19 protein-coding genes are annotated in these 17838 nt (G+C 48.7%); 12 read left to right on the top strand and 7 right to left on the bottom strand.

Features of this window, described 5'->3' with window-relative positions:
• Positions 1-11: 11 nt before the first annotated feature.
• The 6 genes from SD53_RS06475 to SD53_RS06500 all read left to right on the top strand — a co-directional run bounded on the left by SD53_RS06475 (position 12) and on the right by SD53_RS06500 (position 4121).
• Positions 12-608, top strand: coding sequence for a thioredoxin family protein (locus SD53_RS06475; RefSeq protein WP_046519416.1), 597 nt, complete (start codon positions 12-14; stop codon positions 606-608).
• Positions 609-826: 218 nt separating this feature from the next.
• Positions 827-1684, top strand: a complete 858-nt coding sequence (locus SD53_RS06480; protein WP_046519417.1) for a PA4780 family RIO1-like protein kinase — start codon at positions 827-829, stop codon at positions 1682-1684.
• Between the two features lie 3 nt (positions 1685-1687).
• A complete protein-coding gene (locus SD53_RS06485) occupies positions 1688-2233 on the top strand; it encodes a hydrolase (protein ID WP_046519418.1) in 546 nt (181 codons plus the stop codon).
• A gap of 15 nt (positions 2234-2248) precedes the next feature.
• Positions 2249-2617 (top strand): YbaN family protein, encoded by a 369-nt coding sequence (locus SD53_RS06490; RefSeq protein WP_046519419.1) that lies wholly within the window; start codon positions 2249-2251, stop codon positions 2615-2617.
• An 89-nt stretch (positions 2618-2706) separates the two neighbouring features.
• Positions 2707-3249: a DUF7010 family protein gene (locus tag SD53_RS06495; protein WP_046519420.1), complete on the top strand. Its 543-nt coding sequence runs from the start codon at positions 2707-2709 to the stop codon at positions 3247-3249.
• Positions 3250-3422: 173 nt separating this feature from the next.
• Positions 3423-4121, top strand: coding sequence for an alpha/beta fold hydrolase (locus tag SD53_RS06500; protein ID WP_046519421.1), 699 nt, complete (start codon positions 3423-3425; stop codon positions 4119-4121).
• A gap of 37 nt (positions 4122-4158) precedes the next feature.
• On the opposite strand, the gene SD53_RS06505 is transcribed toward SD53_RS06500, so the two are convergent.
• The 5 genes from SD53_RS06505 to SD53_RS06525 all read right to left on the bottom strand — a co-directional run bounded on the left by SD53_RS06505 (position 4159) and on the right by SD53_RS06525 (position 8518).
• The gene (locus tag SD53_RS06505) at positions 4159-4620 is read right to left on the bottom strand and encodes a DUF4920 domain-containing protein (RefSeq protein ID WP_241481761.1); all 462 of its coding nucleotides are present in this window, start codon (positions 4618-4620) and stop codon (positions 4159-4161) included.
• A gap of 65 nt (positions 4621-4685) precedes the next feature.
• Positions 4686-5585 (bottom strand): alpha/beta hydrolase, encoded by a 900-nt coding sequence (locus SD53_RS06510; RefSeq protein ID WP_046519423.1) that lies wholly within the window; start codon positions 5583-5585, stop codon positions 4686-4688.
• 12 nt (positions 5586-5597) lie between these two features.
• Complete coding sequence (locus SD53_RS06515) at positions 5598-6725, bottom strand: serine hydrolase domain-containing protein (RefSeq protein WP_046519424.1); 1128 nt, start codon at positions 6723-6725, stop codon at positions 5598-5600.
• A gap of 10 nt (positions 6726-6735) precedes the next feature.
• A complete protein-coding gene (locus SD53_RS06520) occupies positions 6736-8118 on the bottom strand; it encodes a M23/M56 family metallopeptidase (protein WP_046519425.1) in 1383 nt (460 codons plus the stop codon).
• A 1-nt stretch (position 8119) separates the two neighbouring features.
• On the bottom strand, positions 8120-8518 hold the full coding sequence (locus tag SD53_RS06525; RefSeq protein WP_046519426.1) for a BlaI/MecI/CopY family transcriptional regulator: 399 nt from the start codon (positions 8516-8518) through the stop codon (positions 8120-8122).
• Positions 8519-8922: 404 nt separating this feature from the next.
• Here SD53_RS06525 and SD53_RS06530 point away from each other — a divergent pair, with 404 nt between their 5' ends.
• Positions 8923-9420: a DUF1993 family protein gene (locus SD53_RS06530; RefSeq protein ID WP_046519427.1), complete on the top strand. Its 498-nt coding sequence runs from the start codon at positions 8923-8925 to the stop codon at positions 9418-9420.
• Positions 9421-9483: 63 nt separating this feature from the next.
• On the opposite strand, the gene SD53_RS06535 is transcribed toward SD53_RS06530, so the two are convergent.
• Positions 9484-11025, bottom strand: coding sequence for an alpha-N-arabinofuranosidase (locus tag SD53_RS06535; protein ID WP_046519428.1), 1542 nt, complete (start codon positions 11023-11025; stop codon positions 9484-9486).
• A gap of 246 nt (positions 11026-11271) precedes the next feature.
• A complete protein-coding gene (locus tag SD53_RS06540) occupies positions 11272-12090 on the bottom strand; it encodes a hypothetical protein (RefSeq protein WP_046519429.1) in 819 nt (272 codons plus the stop codon).
• Between the two features lie 214 nt (positions 12091-12304).
• On the opposite strand from SD53_RS06540, the gene SD53_RS06545 reads away from it, so the two are divergent.
• From SD53_RS06545 to SD53_RS06565, 5 genes are all read left to right on the top strand, one after another.
• Positions 12305-13438 (top strand): type 1 glutamine amidotransferase domain-containing protein, encoded by a 1134-nt coding sequence (locus SD53_RS06545; protein WP_046519430.1) that lies wholly within the window; start codon positions 12305-12307, stop codon positions 13436-13438.
• A 1-nt stretch (position 13439) separates the two neighbouring features.
• Complete coding sequence (locus tag SD53_RS06550; RefSeq protein ID WP_046519431.1) at positions 13440-14153, top strand: response regulator transcription factor; 714 nt, start codon at positions 13440-13442, stop codon at positions 14151-14153.
• On the top strand, positions 14146-15393 hold the full coding sequence (locus SD53_RS06555) for a sensor histidine kinase (RefSeq protein ID WP_046519432.1): 1248 nt from the start codon (positions 14146-14148) through the stop codon (positions 15391-15393). The genes SD53_RS06550 and SD53_RS06555 overlap by 8 nt, the downstream gene beginning before the upstream one ends.
• 58 nt (positions 15394-15451) lie before the next feature.
• Entirely contained in the window at positions 15452-17053 is a 1602-nt protein-coding gene (locus SD53_RS06560) for an amidohydrolase family protein (protein ID WP_046519433.1), read from the top strand.
• Positions 17054-17175: 122 nt separating this feature from the next.
• Positions 17176-17724 carry a DUF6942 family protein gene (locus SD53_RS06565; RefSeq protein ID WP_046519434.1) on the top strand — a complete coding sequence of 183 codons (549 nt, stop codon included), beginning with the start codon at positions 17176-17178 and terminating at the stop codon, positions 17722-17724.
• Positions 17725-17838 lie beyond the last annotated feature (114 nt).

Here is a 17838-nt window from a genome sequence, read left to right on the forward strand (position 1 = left end):
GGAGTTCACCCATGAAACTCAAACTTGCTTTAAGTTTATCCGCTTTATTTTTTGCCAGCTCTTTGTTTGCCGCCCCGCAAGTAGGTCAGGCTGCGCCTGCTTTTACCCTGACCGACAGTAAAGGGCAAAGCCACTCACTGGCTGATTTTGCCGGTAAAACTGTGGTACTGGAATGGACCAATCACGAATGTCCTTTTGTGGTGAAACATTACAGCGGCAATATGCAGAGTTTGCAAAAACAATTTGGAAGCGATGATGTAGTCTGGCTGACGGTGATTTCTTCAGCCCCGGGCAAGCAAGGTCACATTACCGGCGCGAAAGCCGATGAATTGACCTCAAGCCGTAATGCGATGCCGGATGCCGTGCTGTTTGACGAAACAGGAGTCACAGGCAAAGCCTATGACGCCAAAACCACACCGCATATGTATGTGATTGATAAAAAAGGGGTGTTGCAGTATATGGGCGGTATCGACAGTATTCCGTCTGCTAAAGTGGATGACATCGCCAAAGCCACACCGTATTTTTCTAATGCTTTAACTGCAGTGTTGGCGGGTAATCCGGCCAATCCGGCGGTGACGAAACCTTATGGTTGCAGCATTAAGTACTAACCAGCTTCGTTTTTGACGCCGCAGCTTTGTCGGTCGCGTTCTCTCGCCCCAGTTGCATAGGTCGCTATGCTACTGGGGTGTTGTTCGCTTGTTGTCGCGCTGCAACTCCAATTCCTGTGGGTCGGTGTAGCGTATTTTAAGCAGCGGCTCTTTCTTTGCGCTGATAAAAATCCTGCTTAGCTCTTTTACCCCTGCGTTAAACAAGGTATAAGTGCGCAATGAAAACTCCAAAACGCATTCAGCCACTGATCGACGAAGGTCTGGTGGATGAAGTCCTCAGGCCACTGATGAGTGGTAAAGAAGCCTCTGTCTACGTAGTTCGCTGCGGGGGCGAGATCCGCTGTGCCAAAGTGTATAAAGAAGCCAGTCAGCGCAGTTTTAAAAAGGCGGCCCAGTATCAGGAAGGCCGCAAAGTACGTAGCTCCAGACGGGCCAGAGCAATGGAAAAAGGCTCAAGTTATGGCCGTGAGCAAGCGGAAGAAAGCTGGCAAAACGCTGAGGTCGACGCTCTGTATAAATTAGCCGATGCTGGCGTGCGGGTGCCTCAACCTTATGGCTGCTTTGATGGCATTTTGCTGATGGAACTGATTTTAGATGAGGACGGTGATGTGGCCCCTCGTCTGAATGATATTCAACTGACGGCAGAACAAGCCCGCCGTGATCACAAAACCATGATGCAGCATATTTTACGTATGTTGGCCGTAGGGTTAGTGCATGGCGACTTATCCGAATTTAACGTACTGCAGGACTCACAAGGCCCTGTCATTATCGACTTACCGCAAGCTGTTGATGCCGCGGCCAATAACAATGCACAGTGGATGCTGGAGCGGGATGTCAATAACATCACCCAGTACTATGCTCAGTTTGCACCTGAACTGGCTGCGACCAAATATGCCAAAGAAATCTGGGCTTTGTTTGAAGCTGGTAATCTGAATCCAAATACAGAACTGACAGGTCAGTTTACCGAATCAGAACAAAAGGCGGACGTGGGCGCAGTGCTGGACGAGATCAACGCAGCCTTTGCTCAAATGCAGGAACGCAAAGAACGGCAACAGGCGGCTAATGAACAGGACTAAAAAATGTTGGTAAAACAAAGTGATAGTCTGGTTTTGCTTATTGATATGCAGGAAAAACTGGCTCCGGCTATCGATCAGGGCAAAGAGGTAGAACAAGCTGCTGCCTGGGTATTACAAATTGCTGTGCAGCTTGGCGTGCCAGTGCTTGCTACCGAACAATATCCACAAGGTTTAGGTGTCACTTTGCCCGCTTTGGCTGAGCTGGTACCCGAACATGGTGTGATGGAAAAAATCCATTTCAGTGCCTTGCGTGAACCTCTGATTGCTGAGCGTATAAAACTAAGCGGGAAAACCCAACTGGTGATCATAGGTACCGAAACTCATGTGTGTGTGCTGCAAACTGCGATGGACGCCTTAGCTGCCGGTTATCAGGTATTTATTGTCGAAGAAGCAGTAGGTTCCCGTACTGAGCAAAATCGTCAGTTGGCTTTACTGCGTTTACAGCAAGCTGGCGCGCAAATTATCAGTAAAGAGATGCTGGCTTTTGAGTGGTTAGACAGAGCGGGTACAGACAGTTTCCGTACCATCAGCAAAGGCTGGATCCGCTAACAGGATGAGCCGCTGATGTTCAAACTGCTGACTCTTTCCCTCTGGCGTGGATTGGCCTGTTTCAGTTTGCTGCTGGGTCTGATCGGTGTGGTTGTGCCGGGTTTGCCTACCGTGCCTTTTTTGCTGGTCTCTGCCTGGTCGGCAGGTAAAGGTTGGCCCCCTTTAGAAGTTTGGTTATTCGCTCATCCCCGCTTTGGTCCGCCGCTCAAACGCTGGCGTGAACAGGGCGCCGTGCCCCGTAACGCCAAGTATCTGGCGACTGTGATGATGACGTTGTCTGTTGTACTCTTGCTGGTATCCAGCGCTCCTTTTTGGCTTAAATTAGGTCTGGCTACTTTTCTTTGTGCTGTTGCTGTGTGGTTATGGCGTCGCCCAGAAAATTGATTGTTCCTTTTAAATCAACAATTTAAAATTTGACAGTTGTTGGCTTAGCCACTAGTTTGTTTACATAATTTTAAACAAAGGAGTGTAGGATGGAATTCACGTTAAGTCAGTTGCGGCACAGTTTTGAGCAAAGAACGAACCGCTCTATGTCGATGCCTCTGGCGGGCACTGTATTTTGGTCTGTCGTACTGGGGCTGAGTTTTGTTTTACCTTTTAACAGTGCCTTACTAGTGATGTTATTTGGTTCAGGTTGTATTTTCCCATTAGCTTTGTTGTTCGCAAAATGGCGTAACGAAGACTTTTTTATGAAAGGCCATGCTCTGGGTAAGCTGATGTTAACCGGGGTGATTATGGCCAACTCACTCTGGGTTTTGCATATTATCCTGTTGTTTGTTCAGCCGAAACTGGTGCCTTATAGCCTGGCTCTGGCGTTAGCTATTCATTGGCCTCTCTACGGCTGGATTATTCAGCACAGTTTAGGTTTACAGCATTTATTAATGCGTGCTTTTGGCCTTTTTGCCGCTTTTATGTGGCTACCGCTGAATTCAATAGCCGCTGCGGCTTTAGTTACTGTGATTTGTTATCTGATCACCCTGGTGCAAATGCAGCGCCGTGTAGTGAATGTTGGCTGATACAGAATTATCATTCCGGCGGGCGACCGGAAAGCCCGCCCGCGCATCGGCTGAAGCTAAGTCGCAATAAAAGTTATTGCTGCCAAAGCTCTCCACCATACTGCACCAAAGTGTTATGTTGAATTTTTGTACATTCTTCTATGGTTAGTTGGCTTACTAACCAAGGAAAATTTATGAAAACAATAACAAAGTACCTGTGCAATCTGTTGCTGCCGTTGCTACTCTGCAGCCCAATGCTGCAGGCGGCTTGTTTGGATGCTGTGGTGCTGGTGCATGGCAATACAGCAACGCCGTCCAGTTGGAGCACTACCTATAATCTGTTGCTGACTAAAGGTTATACCGCCGCTGATATTTACCAACCCGCCTGGGGCAGCAGTTGTGCGGCCTGTAATGATCACAATGGCAGCGAAGAAATGCCAGTGCGCACGGCGATCCAACATGCTCTGGCCACTTCCTGCACAGGTAAAATTGATGTGATAGGCCATTCTATGGGGGCCACTCTGGCCGCTCAGCAAATTACTAAACTGGCAGTACACAACAGAGTGGACGCTTTTGTGGGGGTGGCTGGTGCTTTTCGCGGTTTGTTAAGTTGTGGCGTTTATCCGTGGAATGTGCTCAATAGCACCTGCGGTGCTTATGGCCTGTCAGTGGGCAACCCGTTTTTGAACGACTTATATGGCGTGCGTTTTGGTAGCAGAGTCTATTCAATTAAAAGCAATATCGACCAAATAGTTTGCTCCACCGGGTCCTGTTTGGTCTATGGCGTGCACAGCAGCAGTATCTGGGGGCAAGATGGCACTTACACTTATGCCTTGGGCCACTTTGGTTTACAAACGGACACTGCAGCCAAACAATATGATTTAATTAAATAAAGCACTACGGGCGACCGGAAAGGTCGCCCTTATCAGTCTAATCAGTAATCTCAACAGCCACAGGCACCAACTGATACAAGGTGATAGCCTTGGTGACACTAGCCGGATCAAAAGCCTCGCCCTGCTCTTCGGCTTTATGCGCCAGATAGTCACGGCTTGATTCTAAATCCATTTCGATAGGGTCGAGCCTGCCGCTGGCATAGGCGGTTTTGCCTTTGGCACTCACCGGAAACACCATATCGCCGTCTTTGACTTTAATCCGAAAAGTTGGTTGATTAGTAGCTGCCGCCAATTGCATCCAGCAGCCTTTTTTCTGGCAGACGGCTGTCACTTTGCCTTTGACCGTTACTTGTTGCTGCAAATATCTTTGTGGTGTTGCCAAAATGTCGGCAACCTCAACCAGTTTGGTTTTATCGACTGCACCACCAAAAGTAACAGCAGAAGCGCTAAAGGCTGTGACAGCCAAAGCCAGTAGTGCGTAGCGAATAGGTTTCATCATACCTTCCTGTGTTGTGTTAGGGCCTGATAGTTGACCCATTATGCGCTGACGACATCGGGCTGTCATCAGCCCGGTGTATAAGGGCCATGGCCTGGCAGTAACTTAACCAAAGCCCGGCTTATCATCGACGGAAACACTGATAAATGGTCTTCGTCGGCAATAATCTGGCTTTGAATTTGTAGGCCAGGATAGTTACGGCTTTTCAGGGTTTTCTCAAACAACAGGGTATCGTGCAGTATGCTGACTCTTTTGGCATAACGTGGTCCAGATTTTTGCTGTTCAAATTCGGCGGCATAAAGTTGTACTTGGGCTTTCAAATCTTTGTGCCTGGCCGCGTACTGCTGTTCCAGTTTGAACATAAATTTATCGTCAAACCATAAAGACGGACTGCTTAAAATATAAGTATCAAAAGTATCGGGCTGAGTCAGCAGGATCTGAGCGCCCAATAAGCCGCCGTAAGAATGCCCGACAAACAGCTTGCGTTTTGGGTCCACCTGATACTGCTCCAGTACAAAAGGGACCACTTGTTGTCGCAGATAATCGGCATACAAAGCGGCGCCACCATAAGCTTTGGCAGTCAGATGTTTACTCCGTTTTTTACCCTGCGCCAGAATATCAGTAGGGGTGTAATCCAGACTTCGGCTGTCGGTTGGGTTATCTTCTTTGGCGTAGGACAAACCCACGATGACAAAGTCTTCAATATTTTGACCACCAGCGCCCAAGCGGTTGCGGATACTACGAATCAGCGGAAAAGCGTAGTTGGCATCCGACACAAAAAGTACCGGCAACTTTTTGTCTGTTTTACCATAAGAAGGCGGTAGTTCCACCCAGACTTCGTACTGGCGGCCGGTGTTTTTCGCAGGTAACTGATGCACCTGGGTATTGGGTAATTCCCAGGCCGGAAATTGTTCGTCAGCCGCCAGGTTCAGGCTGAATAATGCCAGTAGTGTGATAAAAAACTTCATCATTTTTCCTTGTTAAGAACTTAATACCTGTTGCCAGAACCATTTGGCTAAATCGCCTGTGATATCTGCTTCAGCATTGGTCAGCAGCACTAAACCTATATCCTGCTGTGGTGAATAGGCGATATAAGGCCGGAAACCATCCACTACACCGCCGTGGTAAAACAGTTTGTGTTCATCGTATTGGATCACCCGCCAGCCACGGCCATACCAACTGGACACCTGCTTAAACTGCTGCCAGACCGGCCAGCGGGGTTTGCCGCGTAACTTCACCATAGGTTGCTGCAATTGGGCTAAAGCTTCAGCGCTAAATACGCCGGGTTGATGGCCCAACATAGCGATCAGGTATTTGGCCATATCCCTGACACTGGCATTCACACCGGCCGCCGGATTGACCCAATAAAAGTTCGGGTCTATGTTGACCGGCCGCCAGCCTTTGCCGCCTCTTTTATGTGGCATAGCTTTGTTTTCAGTGGCTAAAAATGGCGCATAACCCACAGAGGCTGTGCTCATCTGCAGAGGTTTAAAAATGCGCTCCGGCAATAAGTCTTCGTAACTTTGGCCTGTGCCGCGGCTTAACACCTGATCCAGCAACGCAAACACAATATTCTGGTAGCTGTAGCAGGTGCCGGGTTTACAGCCAGGCGCCAGTTGCTGAAATTTTGGCAGAATTTGTTCCGGTGTTTGTTTATCTTCCAGCAGGTTTTCATAAGCATGAGGCATTAAACCCGTGCTTTGGCTTAATACCTGGTCCACCTTTATCTGTTGAGTAACAGCCGCAGTTTTTAATTTAAATTCAGGGACATAGTTAATTAGCGGCAAGTCTAAGTTCACTTTGCCCTGCAAAGCGGCCAATACGCTGATGCCCCCGGTAAAGGTTTTAGAGACTGAGGCGAGGCGAAATACGGTGTCGGCATCAATTTTTCCCGGCTGACCCATAGCGCGCACGCCATAACTGCCGGTAGCAATAATCTGGTTACCCCGCACTACGGCATAAGCACCACCCGGTACTTTGGCTTTGTTAAGCTGCACCCTGAACTGCAAATCCAGCCCCTGCAGCAGTTCGTGCTGTTGGATCTGGGCTAAGGTTGCAAAAGCGCAAAGCAGCAGGCTGCACACAGTGGTTTTTATCAATAAATTCATTCGCTTGCCTTTACAACTTTAAATAAGGGGCCGGGTCTTGCTGTTTACCGTCGATCAACAATTCAAAATGCAAATGGGGTCCTGTGACACGGCCTGTCGAACCCACTTTGCCTATAGGCTGACCTGGTTCAACAGTCTGACCTGCTTCGACATAAAAACCATCCAGATGGGCATACAGGGTTTGATAACCATGACCATGGTCAATCAACACTGCTTTGCCGTATCTGCTATTCAGGCTTTTGGCGTCCGCTATCAGCACTTTGCCTTTTTGCGCGGCTTTGACCGTAGCGCCGCGTTTAGCACCAAAATCCAGCCCCTGATGCGGGCGGTTTTTGCGAAAGGGGTGTTTTTCACCATAAAAAGAGTTGATAGGCACCTTGCCAACGGGCAACACCCATTCTTGTGGCGGTGAGCTGAAGCTAAGCTGAGCGCAGCCCACATTCAGCACTAAAGCTGTGCTGCATAACAGGGATGTAGCGCGCCATTTTTGCCAGAAGGACAACACTGGCACTGGCTGAAACAACTGCTGCAAACGCTGTTGGTAAAAACTTTGGCTGGCATTGCTTTGAATAAAACCCGGCATCAGCGCTGGCATTTGCTCGGCCTGACTCTGCTTTAAACTGCAAAGCAAGGTTTGGCCATACAACAGCGCCTGCTCCGGCTGCTGTTGCAGTACGGCTTTGTCCACCGCTAGTTCCATACTGCGAATAAAAGCCTGTTCCAGCAGCCGCAGTACTGGGTTAAACCAGCATAAAGCCACCAGAATACGCAACAGCAGCAACTGTTGTGGGTCACGTCGTTGCAGATGCACCAGTTCATGCGCGATCAGTAACTGGCGCTGCTGCTCTGACATCCCGGCGATGTAAGTGGGCAAAACTAAAACCATATGGCTCCAGCCTGCAATAAAAGGCGAAATAGCGGCCTGAGTCTGGCGAATTTCAAACTCTGCAGGTACAAGTTCCAGTTGGGTTTTGTTCAGCAGCGCAGCTTTGTTTAAAGGTTCGGACAACCGGATCAGCCGCTGCACCTGCTGCCATTGCCTCACTATACGCCACAGCGATAACAGGCTGATAATGGCAATCAAAGCCAAAGCCAGACGCCAATAAAAAGCTGTATCAACAGGTGGTTCTGTTAAAGACGGATGCTGGGGCTGAGCTGTTAACGCCTGCACAGAGGTTACCGTATCAAGTAGCAACACCGAAGGCACAGTCCAGTGCTGATACAGCTCCGGCATAGGCAGCAAAGGTAAAAAACTTAATGCCAGCAAGCACCAATACAAAGCAGGCCATTGCTGCAAGGCGCTGAATTTCTTCAGCAAAAACTGACTGGAACACCAAAGTAAGCCAGACCAAAGACTACAGAGCAGCAGGGATAACAACAACTGTTCAGCCATCTTAAGCCTCATCATCTTTGAGTGGGGCCTTGTGCTGCTGCGCTAATTCAGCCAGCAGCTTTTCCAGATCAGCCATTTCATCGGCATTCACCAGTTTGCTGTTGGCAAACATGGCGACAGGCAAAGGGCCATTCAGTTCAAACACCCGGCGGGCAAAATCCTGCGCAAAAGCCGCCAGGGTTGGCATTTTATCCAGTAGCGCCCTGTAGCTGTTTTTATTACCCAAAGTTTCGCAAGCAACAAAACCTTTTTCGCCCATCCGCTCCAGCGTTTTACGGGTGGAGGAATAACCCCAACCTAATACAGGCTCCAGCTCGTCATGTAATTCACGTGCAGTCAGTGGTTGTTTTAACCAAAGTAATTTCAGAATTTCCAGCTCAGGGGCAGTAGGTTGGTGCATAACATTCAGTCTGTGATTTCACTATGCCTCTAGAGTGCGACAAATGTCACACCAAGGTCAAGTAAAATCTGCGACATTTGTCGCGGAGGTGAGATATTTGTTTGGGATTGTGTTGTAGATGCATGGACTCTGCTTTGGTTTGTGTGACAACTGCACCATAATTCCTCTCAGGGAGGGGGTCCATACACCTACCATTCATCTTCAAATTCTGTTCCCGCCTGAGCCGAACCAGGTCGATAGCATCGACATATCAAGAAAACATGTTTAAAAAAACGCATTTTTTCGACACGTTATTAAGATATGTCGATACCATCAACATCAATAGGCTGTATTAAACCTGCTTTAGCATTATGCTGAGGTACAAACCTGCATTAAGATCTTTGGTTGTGAGCAAGGAGCACTCTATGTTACCCAACGAGATGTTTATTCATCCACTGCGTCAGATGGCGGTGTTGTTGCAAAAGATCCAGCAGCATGACGCCGATTTGCTGGATGCGGTTTTAACCTCTGAGCAATTCCCGCTGTGGCAGCAGGCACAGACGGCTATTGGTTTTTCCCTGCGCGCCTGTTGTCCTTTGTCGGACAAAGAAGTACCGGTTTTTACCAAACCCACACCGGTCTGGCTGGATTTGCAGCAGCAACTTCAATTAAGTCTGGATTTCTTAAGCTTATTAACAGCGAAAGATTTCCGTGGCTGGCAGCAAAAACGTATTGAAACTAAAGCGGGTTTTGCCGAGCTGGACTTGGTGGGTGAGCAATTTTTGTATTTGTATGCCCTACCAAATTTCTATTTTCATTACGGCATGGTGTACGCCATAGCCAGGGCTCAGCAGGTGCCTTTAAGCAAAGGTGATTTTGATGGCTGGCATCAGTATCCGGCAGGTTTTTCTTTTCTGCGATGAGAGATAAAAAAGGGGGCAGAACACGGTAGTTATGCATAACTAATGCGTTCTGCCCATTTTGAGTTACTGGACTTTGACCACCAGTATAGATTTGGCAGGCAGTTCCAGACTGAGTTTGCCATTTTTAGCTTTGGCGCTGAAGGCTGTTGGTTTAATGGCTTCTGGCTTGGCGAAGGTATTGTGGGTATCCATAGCTTCAGCAGTCAGCAACTGGCCTGATATGCCGTTAATCTGAATACCATCCAACTTGATTTCTGCCATTTCCGCTTTATTTGGGTTGGCATTCACCAGCGCCAGATAAACAAACCCATCTTTAGCCTTGGCTGCTGTGGCGCTGACCGCTGGTATTGAAACCTCACCCAGTTTGTAGTCAGGCACATTGCTCAGCTTCAGCGGTAAGGCGGTGGCATCCTGAAACGGCACATACATTTTATAGGCATGATAGGTAGGCGTCAGGATCATTTTTTCCTTATCCGTCAGTATCATGGCCTGAAGTACGTTCACCATCTGGGCGATGTTGGTCATATGCACTCGGTCAGCATGCTTATGGAAAATATGGAAATTCAGTGCCGCCACTATGGCGTCTCTTAAGCTGTTTTGCTGATACAAAAAGCCTGGATTCTCACCTTTTTCTACGTCGAACCAGGTGCCCCATTCATCCACATAAAAGCCGACCTTTTTCTCAGGGTCATGTTTATCTATCACCTTTTTATTGTTGGTGATAAAAGTATCCATAGCCAAAGTACGCTGCATGGTGCTGATCCACTCGCTTTCCGGGAATTGCAGCGCCGCACCTTTTACATCCCATTGACCTGTGGGCAGGGTGTAGTAGTGGAAACTGACCGCATCCATTTTTTGTTTTACATGAGCGGTCAGGTGGTCAGCCCAGGACGTATCTTCACTGTGACCGCCGCTGGCGATCCATTTGGGCGTATTGTGCGCCGGAGTTTTCAGAAAAGTGGTGTAGTGTTTGTACAAATTGGTGTAGTACTCGGGCGTCATATTGCCGCCACAGCCCCAGGCTTCATTGCCTACAGCAAAATAATGCACTTTAAATGGCTTATCGCGGCCATTTTTACGGCGTAATTCGGCCAGTGTCGATTTGCCTTCGGCTGTCATGTACTCCAGCCATTCGGCCATTTCCTGTGGTGTTCCTGTGCCGAGGTTGCCGTTGACATAAGCTTCGGCGCCCAGCAGTTCCACCAGATCAAAAAATTCATGGGTGCCGACTGCGTTATCTTCCTCGACACCACCCCAGTTGGTGTTTACTTTTACCGGTCTTTTATCCCGAGGCCCGATACCATCACGCCAGTGGTATTCGTCGGCAAAACAACCGCCAGGCCAGCGGATGAGCGGTACACGCAACTCTTTTAACGCCGCTAACACATCATTCCGAAAGCCTTTGGTATTGGCAATGTCAGAGTCAGGGCCTACCCAAAGGCCTTCATAAATACCGCGTCCCAGGTGTTCGGCAAATTGACCATAGATATTTTTATTGATCACAGCGCCTTGAACGCTGCTGTCCAGTTGAATTTGTGTAGCTGCCAGAGCAGTCGCACTCAGGCCAAAACCAAGAGCCAGCAATAATGGTTTTATTATTCTCATCGGATTCTCCTATGTAGAGGTGGGGAGTTTGATTTGTGCTGTCGGTTGGGTGGTGAGGGTTTTTTATACATCCTATTGTAGGACAAAACAACCTTTCAACCTGTTCAGAGGAAAAAGATGAAGTGGTGTTGTGAAAAAACATAACGCAACTTTTATCGGCGACTGCTTTCGCAAGCCGAACAAAGTAAGCTGGAGTTGGAATGACAAAGTGGTCAATACTCCAGCCGGAATAGCACCGGCCTTGGTTTATTTGGCTGCTCTGTCATAACTTAACTGTAGTTCCGTAATTTTAGATCTCAGCTTGGTTTGATCTGCCGGAGTAAGCCCTGACTCTGTTAGTTGAGTTTTCAAAAATTCTATATTGTCTTTGATCTCAGCCTGAGTCGGTTTGCGATTATCCAGAGTTTTTGCCAGCTCAACCATACCGACCATAAAAGAACACTGCTGATGGTAGTAATCTATGTCATACAACAGTTGATAAGGGGAGTACGCCGAACCCGTCGTGGTATAGCTGCTGGAGCTGGCTGTATAACCAGTTTGGTCTTTTTTGAGATTTTCAGAAATCAGCTTCTTCGCCTCGGCTCGTTTTAGCTCAATAGAACGTAAAATGGTGGTCGCCAGTGCATTAGCATAAAGCTGCTCATTCACCAGGGAGCGGCTGGAGTTTGATAGCGCGGCACCCGCTGATAATGCGGCCTTGGCACTTTCCCCACCAACTACTGTACCTAAACCTGCCAGTACATTGGTGACTGAGCCTGTGCCTATATTCCAGGAATTTGCATTAGAAATAATCAATGATTTATGTTTTTCACAGGCAGAGTCAGACAAGCTCATTAATTGGAAAGCCAGTGCTTGCTTTAATTGTGGGTTGACGGCTGCCGCCAGAGTATTCTGGAAATCAGGTGAATTGGTCTGAACAACAGCGTCTCCGTCTTCAATCACAATATAGGTTTTTGCACCACCAGTCTGACTAAGTACAGGATCCGCAGTGTAATAGGAGGCGATCTGGCTACAACCACAGGTGAGTAACAAAACACATAAAACAATAAGTTGATTACGATGCATAAGTGGAGCTCCTTTATCTGCTGTAGAGGACTGCTGTAATTTTTTCTTTGTATTGTCTGGATCAAAGATGAATCAATGCTAGTCCCGTTTATGGAGAATGCTAGTGTTGATGGAAAATTTAGGCTGGCACACAGAAGAAGTTGTTAATTTTCACATCCTTTTCACTTTTGTTTTGTCACTCTGCGGCTGGACCCTGACGATGGAGTAACAAAAGATGACCCTAACTTTCTTAACAAAAGCTGGCATGAAAAAAGTCGGTCTTGTGCTGCTGGCTACGTTATCGCTGTTTGGTGTGGCGCAGGCCGCAGAGTCTGCAGTTAAACCAAAAGTATTATTAGTCGCCAGCAGTTATGGTGTGGCTGATGATCCGAACAAGCCTGGTATGGAGTTTGATGAATATGCCATGGCCTATCATTTACTCAGCCCGAAGGTTGAGCTGGAATTGGCCAGCCCTAAAGGCGGCAATGTAGAAGTGGGTGAATACAACAAAACCAAGCCTTATAACGCTGCTGTGTTGGCCAGCGCTGAGGCTATGACTTTGCTGACCAATAGCAAAAAGCTTAGTGAAATCAAAGCTCAGGACTATCAGGCTGTACTGGTGCTGGGTGGCAAAGGCGCTATGTTTGATTTGGCGGATCATCAGCCTTTGCAGCAACTGCTTACTGATATGGCGGCGCAGCAGAAAATCATAGCTGCGGTTTGCCATGGTCCTGCCGCTTTACTGCATGTCAAAAATGCCGACGGGTCATTATTATTGCAAGGCAAAAAAGTCGCAGGTTTTAGCAATCTGGAAGAGACTATGTTTGCCAAAGAAATGCTGCAGTTGTATCCGTTTTTATTGCAGGATGCCTTAACTACAGCAGGTGCTTTGTATCAACACACCGGCCCTATGCTGCCGTTGACTGTGCAGGATGGCAAGCTGATTACAGGCCAAAACCCCTATTCAACTCCGGCTGTGGTCGATGCGATTTTAGCTCAGTTAAAACTGCAAGCAGCACCTCGTCAGGCTTATCCGGATGAACGGGCGGTCAGCCTCATTCAGCAGTTTCTGGCAGGCCAGCCAGTGCCGCAGCCACTGGATGAACAACAGGTGGATATTCCGCTGCTGGCCATTTGGGGTTATTACTACCTGCAATTTGCCACAGCAGACTCTGAGCGTCAGCAAGCGGTACAGGTGATGGAGCACGTCAGTGGCCGCTTTACTGATCCGCAGTTTTTAATGGCCTTGGCGCAAGGCCAATTGCAGTTGGGTAATACAGCCCGCGCTGTTGAACTGGCAAAAGCTGTGCTAAAACAACAACCAGACTCCAAAGCAGCACAACAGTTGCTGAGTAACGTAAAGGCATAAGTTGAAAAACCAAACTCAGCCCGGCCTGCGTATTCTGCTGGTGGAAGATCAGCAGGCGCTGGCCTGTAATATCATCGATTACTTAACAGCCGCAGGGCATCAGCTCGATTACGCCGCCACTGGTGCTTTGGCTTTGCAACTGGCGAAACAGCATAGTTACGATTTAGTGCTGCTGGATTTGATGTTGCCAGATACCGACGGCAGGCAGCTTTGTATCCAACTTCGCCAGTTGTGGCTCAAAGCCGTGCCTGTGCTGATGTTAACGGCTTTGGATAGTCTGGATGATAAGTTGCAGGGCTTTGCAGCCGGTGCGGATGATTACCTGACCAAGCCTTTTGAACTGGCAGAATTAGCAGTGCGTTGTCTGGCCTTAAGCCGTCGCCATGTACTGACGGTCGATCCGTTATTGCAGCTTGGGCCTTTGCAAATAGACCGCTTGCAACAACAAGCCAGCCGTTCAGGCCAGGCGTTGGATTTACATCCGCTTGGTTATCGTATTTTAGTGGTACTGGCCGAAGCTTATCCGGCTTTGGTCAGCCGCTCTGACCTGAGTTATCAGCTCTGGGGCGATGAACCACCAGACTCTGATGCGTTGCGGGCTCATATTTATCTGCTGCGCCAGCACCTGGATAAGCCTTTTCACCACGCTATGCTGCAAACTGTCTATGGCATAGGTTTTAAGCTGGTATTGCCACAGGAGCAAGCGGATGCATAAACCTGCCCGTAGTTTAGGTCAGCGTATAATTTGGGCTTGTGTTATTTTGGCGCTGCTGTGTGCCGCGTTATTCAGTTTTTTTAATGTAGTTTTTGTTTACACAGTGGAAGACCAGTTTTTCCGCCATCAGTTAATGGATGAAGAAAAACGTCAGCTACAGCAGTCGCAGATCGTTGCGCCTTTAGCTGCGGGTATGCAGATTTTCCAAAGCCCCAAAGATTTCCCTGCCGATTTACAACAACAGTTCGAACCCAATACCCAACGCACAGAATACAGCGGCGAGCAAGGGCGGCATTATCATATCCGGCCTTTTCATCATCCCTCAGTGAAAGCGCCGGTTTGGTTAGTGGCCGAGGTCAGTCAGCAATTGGTGGTGCGACCTATCCGCGATGAAATGTTGTTGCTGTATGGCATCAGCACTTTGGTGATGTTGCTGCTGGCCGCCGCTTTGGGTTTTACCTTAGCCCGTCGTGCCACCCGGCCTTTAACTCAACTGGCAGAGCTGGTGCAAAAAAACCAATTTAGCCCTGGGTTTGCCCAAAAATTTCCAGCCAATGAAATTGGTGTGTTGGCCGACGCTTTAGAGCAAAACTGGCTCAGAGTGCAGGCATTTATTGAGCGGGAACAAGCTTTTAGCCGCGATGCCAGTCATGAGCTGCGCACACCACTGGCGGTGATCCAAACTAGCTGTGAGTTGTTGCTTAACCAGCAGTGGCCCGCAGAGCAGCAACAACGTTTAGAGCAAATTCAGCACAGCAGCAGACAAATGAATCAGTTGATCAGTACCTTACTGGCGATGTCGCGTGAGCAGCATCTGGGCCAGACCGAAACCATCAAATTAGCGGGAGTATTAGAGCAATTGGTGCTGAATTTATCGCCTTTACTGGACGGCAACAGCATTGAATTAGAGCTACAAGTGGCGCCAGATTTAGAGGTGCAACTGAACCCTGTATTGCTGCAGATGGTGCTGACCAATTTACTGCAAAATGCCTTTTTACATAGTGCCGCCGGGACTATTTTTATCAGCGCGGACTCACAGCAATTGCTGATCCAAAACCCAGTGCACGACGACGATCAGCCGACAGAGCTAACGGCCTTATTCGCCAAAGGCCGGCAAAGTAGTGGCTATGGTTTGGGGCTGGGTATAGTGCAAAGGCTCTGCCAGCAAACCGGGCTGGAGTTACAACTGGAACGCCAGGCACAACAACTGATAGTCCGCTTAATCTGGCCACAACTTTGACGCCCTTTTCACATCTGCTGCGGCACTCTGGCTATGGTCTATGTCCCGGAGTACTGCTATGTCTCGGTTTTTTACTCTAGTAAAAAGAATTACTGGAACAGTGATTGCTGTGGTGTTGGTTGGTTTATTGGTGCTGCTGGGCTGTGTGAACTGGCCCTTGCCAGAAGCACCGGGCCCAGCGAGTACAGCGCCTTTGCTGCTCGATAATGTCCAGATTGTTGATGTGGCGACGGGCCAGATTTATCCGCATCAGGCGGTGTGGATTGATCAGGGCCGTATTAGCAAAATTACCGCTTCAGAAGCGGTAGCGGTAAACCGCAGCGCTGCCGTTCACACTGAACGAATGGCCGATGGCCGCTTAAAAGTGCACGCAGGTGGGCGCTTTTTAATGCCAGGCTTAAGCGATATGCACACCCACTCGTTACAACTCTCTCCTCAGCTACATCATCCGCTTTGGGTAGCGGCAGGTGTGACTGCAGTGCGGGATTTATCCGGTTGTATGCTGCAGCCCGACAGCTTTCAGGCCTGCACCTCAGACAGAAAACGCTGGCAGCAGGAGTTAATCACAGGCCAGCGAACCAGCCCAAATTATTGGCTCCATAGCAGTTATCAGCTCAACGGCGGGCCTGAAGTGCCAGCGAATTATCCGGCCTTTTTTAAACTGCAATCGCCTGCGGATGCCAAAGAGTTAGTGGCGCATTACAAGGCGCAAGGCACTGATTTTATTAAAGTCTATGAAAAGCTTAGCTTGCAGCAATACCAGTGGTTAGTGGCTGCAGCCAAACAGGCTGATCTGGCGTTGGCCGGGCATCAACCCTGGCTGGTGCCTTTTTCGCAGATGTTAGACGCAGGCCAGCGTAGCGTGGAGCATGGCCGGGTATTTATTTTTGAATGTGCCGATGCGGTCAAAACCTATAAACAGCAAGCGCTGAGCCGCAGTTTTCAACCAGAACAATGGCGTGAACTGCTGCAAAGCCAAAACCCGGAGTTATGCCAAAAACTGATGCAGCAAATGGCGTTATCCAACACCTGGTGGAGCCCCACTTTATTAACCCTGCAGTTGGGTGCCAAAGCCGGAGAACCAGCGTTCCGGCAGGATCAACGCCTGAAGTTTGTGCCTTATTTGCTGCAGTTATTGTGGCAGGGTGATGCGGATGGCATGTTGAAAAACGCTTACGACAGCAATGGCCTGAATGTGCACGCCGAATTACTTCAGTTAGCACAGCAGCAACTAAAACAAGCGCAGCAAGCCGGTGTAAAAATTCTGGCAGGCACAGATACGCCCGACTCTTTTGTGTTTGCAGGCTCTGGTTTGCACGACGAGCTGGCGCTGTATCAGCAGGCAGGTTTAACGCCGTTAGAAGCCATCCAAACCGCCACTATCAATCCTGCTATTTTTGCGGGCATGGCAGCAGAAACAGGTTCAGTGACTGTAGGAAAAAGAGCCGATTTATTACTACTAAATCATAACCCTTTGCTGGATGTAGCCAGCATGCGTCAGCCCGAAGCTGCGGTGCTGGCTGGTTTTTGGTATCCAAAAAGGTCTTTGCAACAGCTGGAGGCTTTTGCTGAAGAGCAGGCTAATAGCATCAGGTTAAACCTGCATTTGCTGTGGAATGCTTTGATGAGCGCGCCGGTGCGCCAGCAATTCGCCGACTGAGAATACCCGTCGTACTTGCAGCCGCAGCTTTGTTGGCTGCGCGCTCTCGCCGCCACAGCTCCTGCAGATTGGCTGTGGGTTGATGGATAAAAATCCTTTACCATAACGGCAGTTTTTAGCGGATGAGACAGCAAAACGTGATTGGACTTGGGGATCAAAACGCCAGCTTTAGGGTTTATGTGGAAAACAGACCCAAAATGCCACAGTATCAGCAGCTAGTTGACTGCGAAGCTATGCAACAGGGCGATATAAACCTGATTTATCAGCACTGTGGCAATGGTTGGCGCAAGTTGTTTAATGTCTACGCCAAATTGCTCTGTGCTCTGGAGCCAAAGCTATTTCACTTCCCGACTCAGGCAGTTAGCTGGCAGCAGTATCGTGATCAGTGTTTACTGCAACAAGCTTCAGACACAGCTCTGTTATTTGATATGCCACAGCTAAAGCCTGCCGGGAACACTATTCATTTAATAGCTGGTCGCACTCATGCGAAACAACTGATGGAGCAGGGGTTAGCTTGTCAGCTACATTGGCTGAATCAGGAGTTTGCGATAGATCCAACCAACAAAGTGCTGGTGACGCCTTATTTTGATTACCGACAGTTGAGTAATGAGAAGATAGAGTTTAGTGTTCAACTGCTCAAAAGCCTGATCAACCGCAAACTGCAGGAGTAGCCATGAACAGACGACATTTTTTGTTTAGCTTGGCCGCAGTGCCAGTAATTGCACTAGCTGGTGTTGAGCTGGCCAGCCATCGTTTTATACCTGAACCTGATGTTTTACTGACAA

The sequence above is a fragment of the Rheinheimera mesophila genome, assembly GCF_000986865.1.
In the GTDB taxonomy this organism is placed as follows: Bacteria; Pseudomonadota; Gammaproteobacteria; order Enterobacterales; family Alteromonadaceae; genus Pararheinheimera; species Pararheinheimera mesophila.

Coding starts and splice junctions, on each gene's coding strand:
- SD53_RS06530 (WP_046519427.1), top strand. CDS start 8,923: ATGTTACCCAACGAGATGTTTATTCATCCACTGCGTCAGATGGCGGTG.
- SD53_RS06490 (WP_046519419.1), top strand. CDS start 2,249: ATGTTCAAACTGCTGACTCTTTCCCTCTGGCGTGGATTGGCCTGTTTC.
- SD53_RS06510 (WP_046519423.1), bottom strand. CDS start 5,585: ATGAAGTTTTTTATCACACTACTGGCATTATTCAGCCTGAACCTGGCG.
- SD53_RS06555 (WP_046519432.1), top strand. CDS start 14,146: ATGCATAAACCTGCCCGTAGTTTAGGTCAGCGTATAATTTGGGCTTGT.
- SD53_RS06475 (WP_046519416.1), top strand. CDS start 12: ATGAAACTCAAACTTGCTTTAAGTTTATCCGCTTTATTTTTTGCCAGC.
- SD53_RS06515 (WP_046519424.1), bottom strand. CDS start 6,725: ATGAATTTATTGATAAAAACCACTGTGTGCAGCCTGCTGCTTTGCGCT.
- SD53_RS06525 (WP_046519426.1), bottom strand. CDS start 8,518: ATGCACCAACCTACTGCCCCTGAGCTGGAAATTCTGAAATTACTTTGG.
- SD53_RS06485 (WP_046519418.1), top strand. CDS start 1,688: ATGTTGGTAAAACAAAGTGATAGTCTGGTTTTGCTTATTGATATGCAG.
- SD53_RS06545 (WP_046519430.1), top strand. CDS start 12,305: ATGACCCTAACTTTCTTAACAAAAGCTGGCATGAAAAAAGTCGGTCTT.
- SD53_RS06480 (WP_046519417.1), top strand. CDS start 827: ATGAAAACTCCAAAACGCATTCAGCCACTGATCGACGAAGGTCTGGTG.
- SD53_RS06520 (WP_046519425.1), bottom strand. CDS start 8,118: ATGGCTGAACAGTTGTTGTTATCCCTGCTGCTCTGTAGTCTTTGGTCT.
- SD53_RS06500 (WP_046519421.1), top strand. CDS start 3,423: ATGAAAACAATAACAAAGTACCTGTGCAATCTGTTGCTGCCGTTGCTA.
- SD53_RS06565 (WP_046519434.1), top strand. CDS start 17,176: ATGAGACAGCAAAACGTGATTGGACTTGGGGATCAAAACGCCAGCTTT.
- SD53_RS06535 (WP_046519428.1), bottom strand. CDS start 11,025: ATGAGAATAATAAAACCATTATTGCTGGCTCTTGGTTTTGGCCTGAGT.
- SD53_RS06560 (WP_046519433.1), top strand. CDS start 15,452: ATGTCTCGGTTTTTTACTCTAGTAAAAAGAATTACTGGAACAGTGATT.
- SD53_RS06495 (WP_046519420.1), top strand. CDS start 2,707: ATGGAATTCACGTTAAGTCAGTTGCGGCACAGTTTTGAGCAAAGAACG.
- SD53_RS06505 (WP_241481761.1), bottom strand. CDS start 4,620: ATGATGAAACCTATTCGCTACGCACTACTGGCTTTGGCTGTCACAGCC.
- SD53_RS06540 (WP_046519429.1), bottom strand. CDS start 12,090: ATGCATCGTAATCAACTTATTGTTTTATGTGTTTTGTTACTCACCTGT.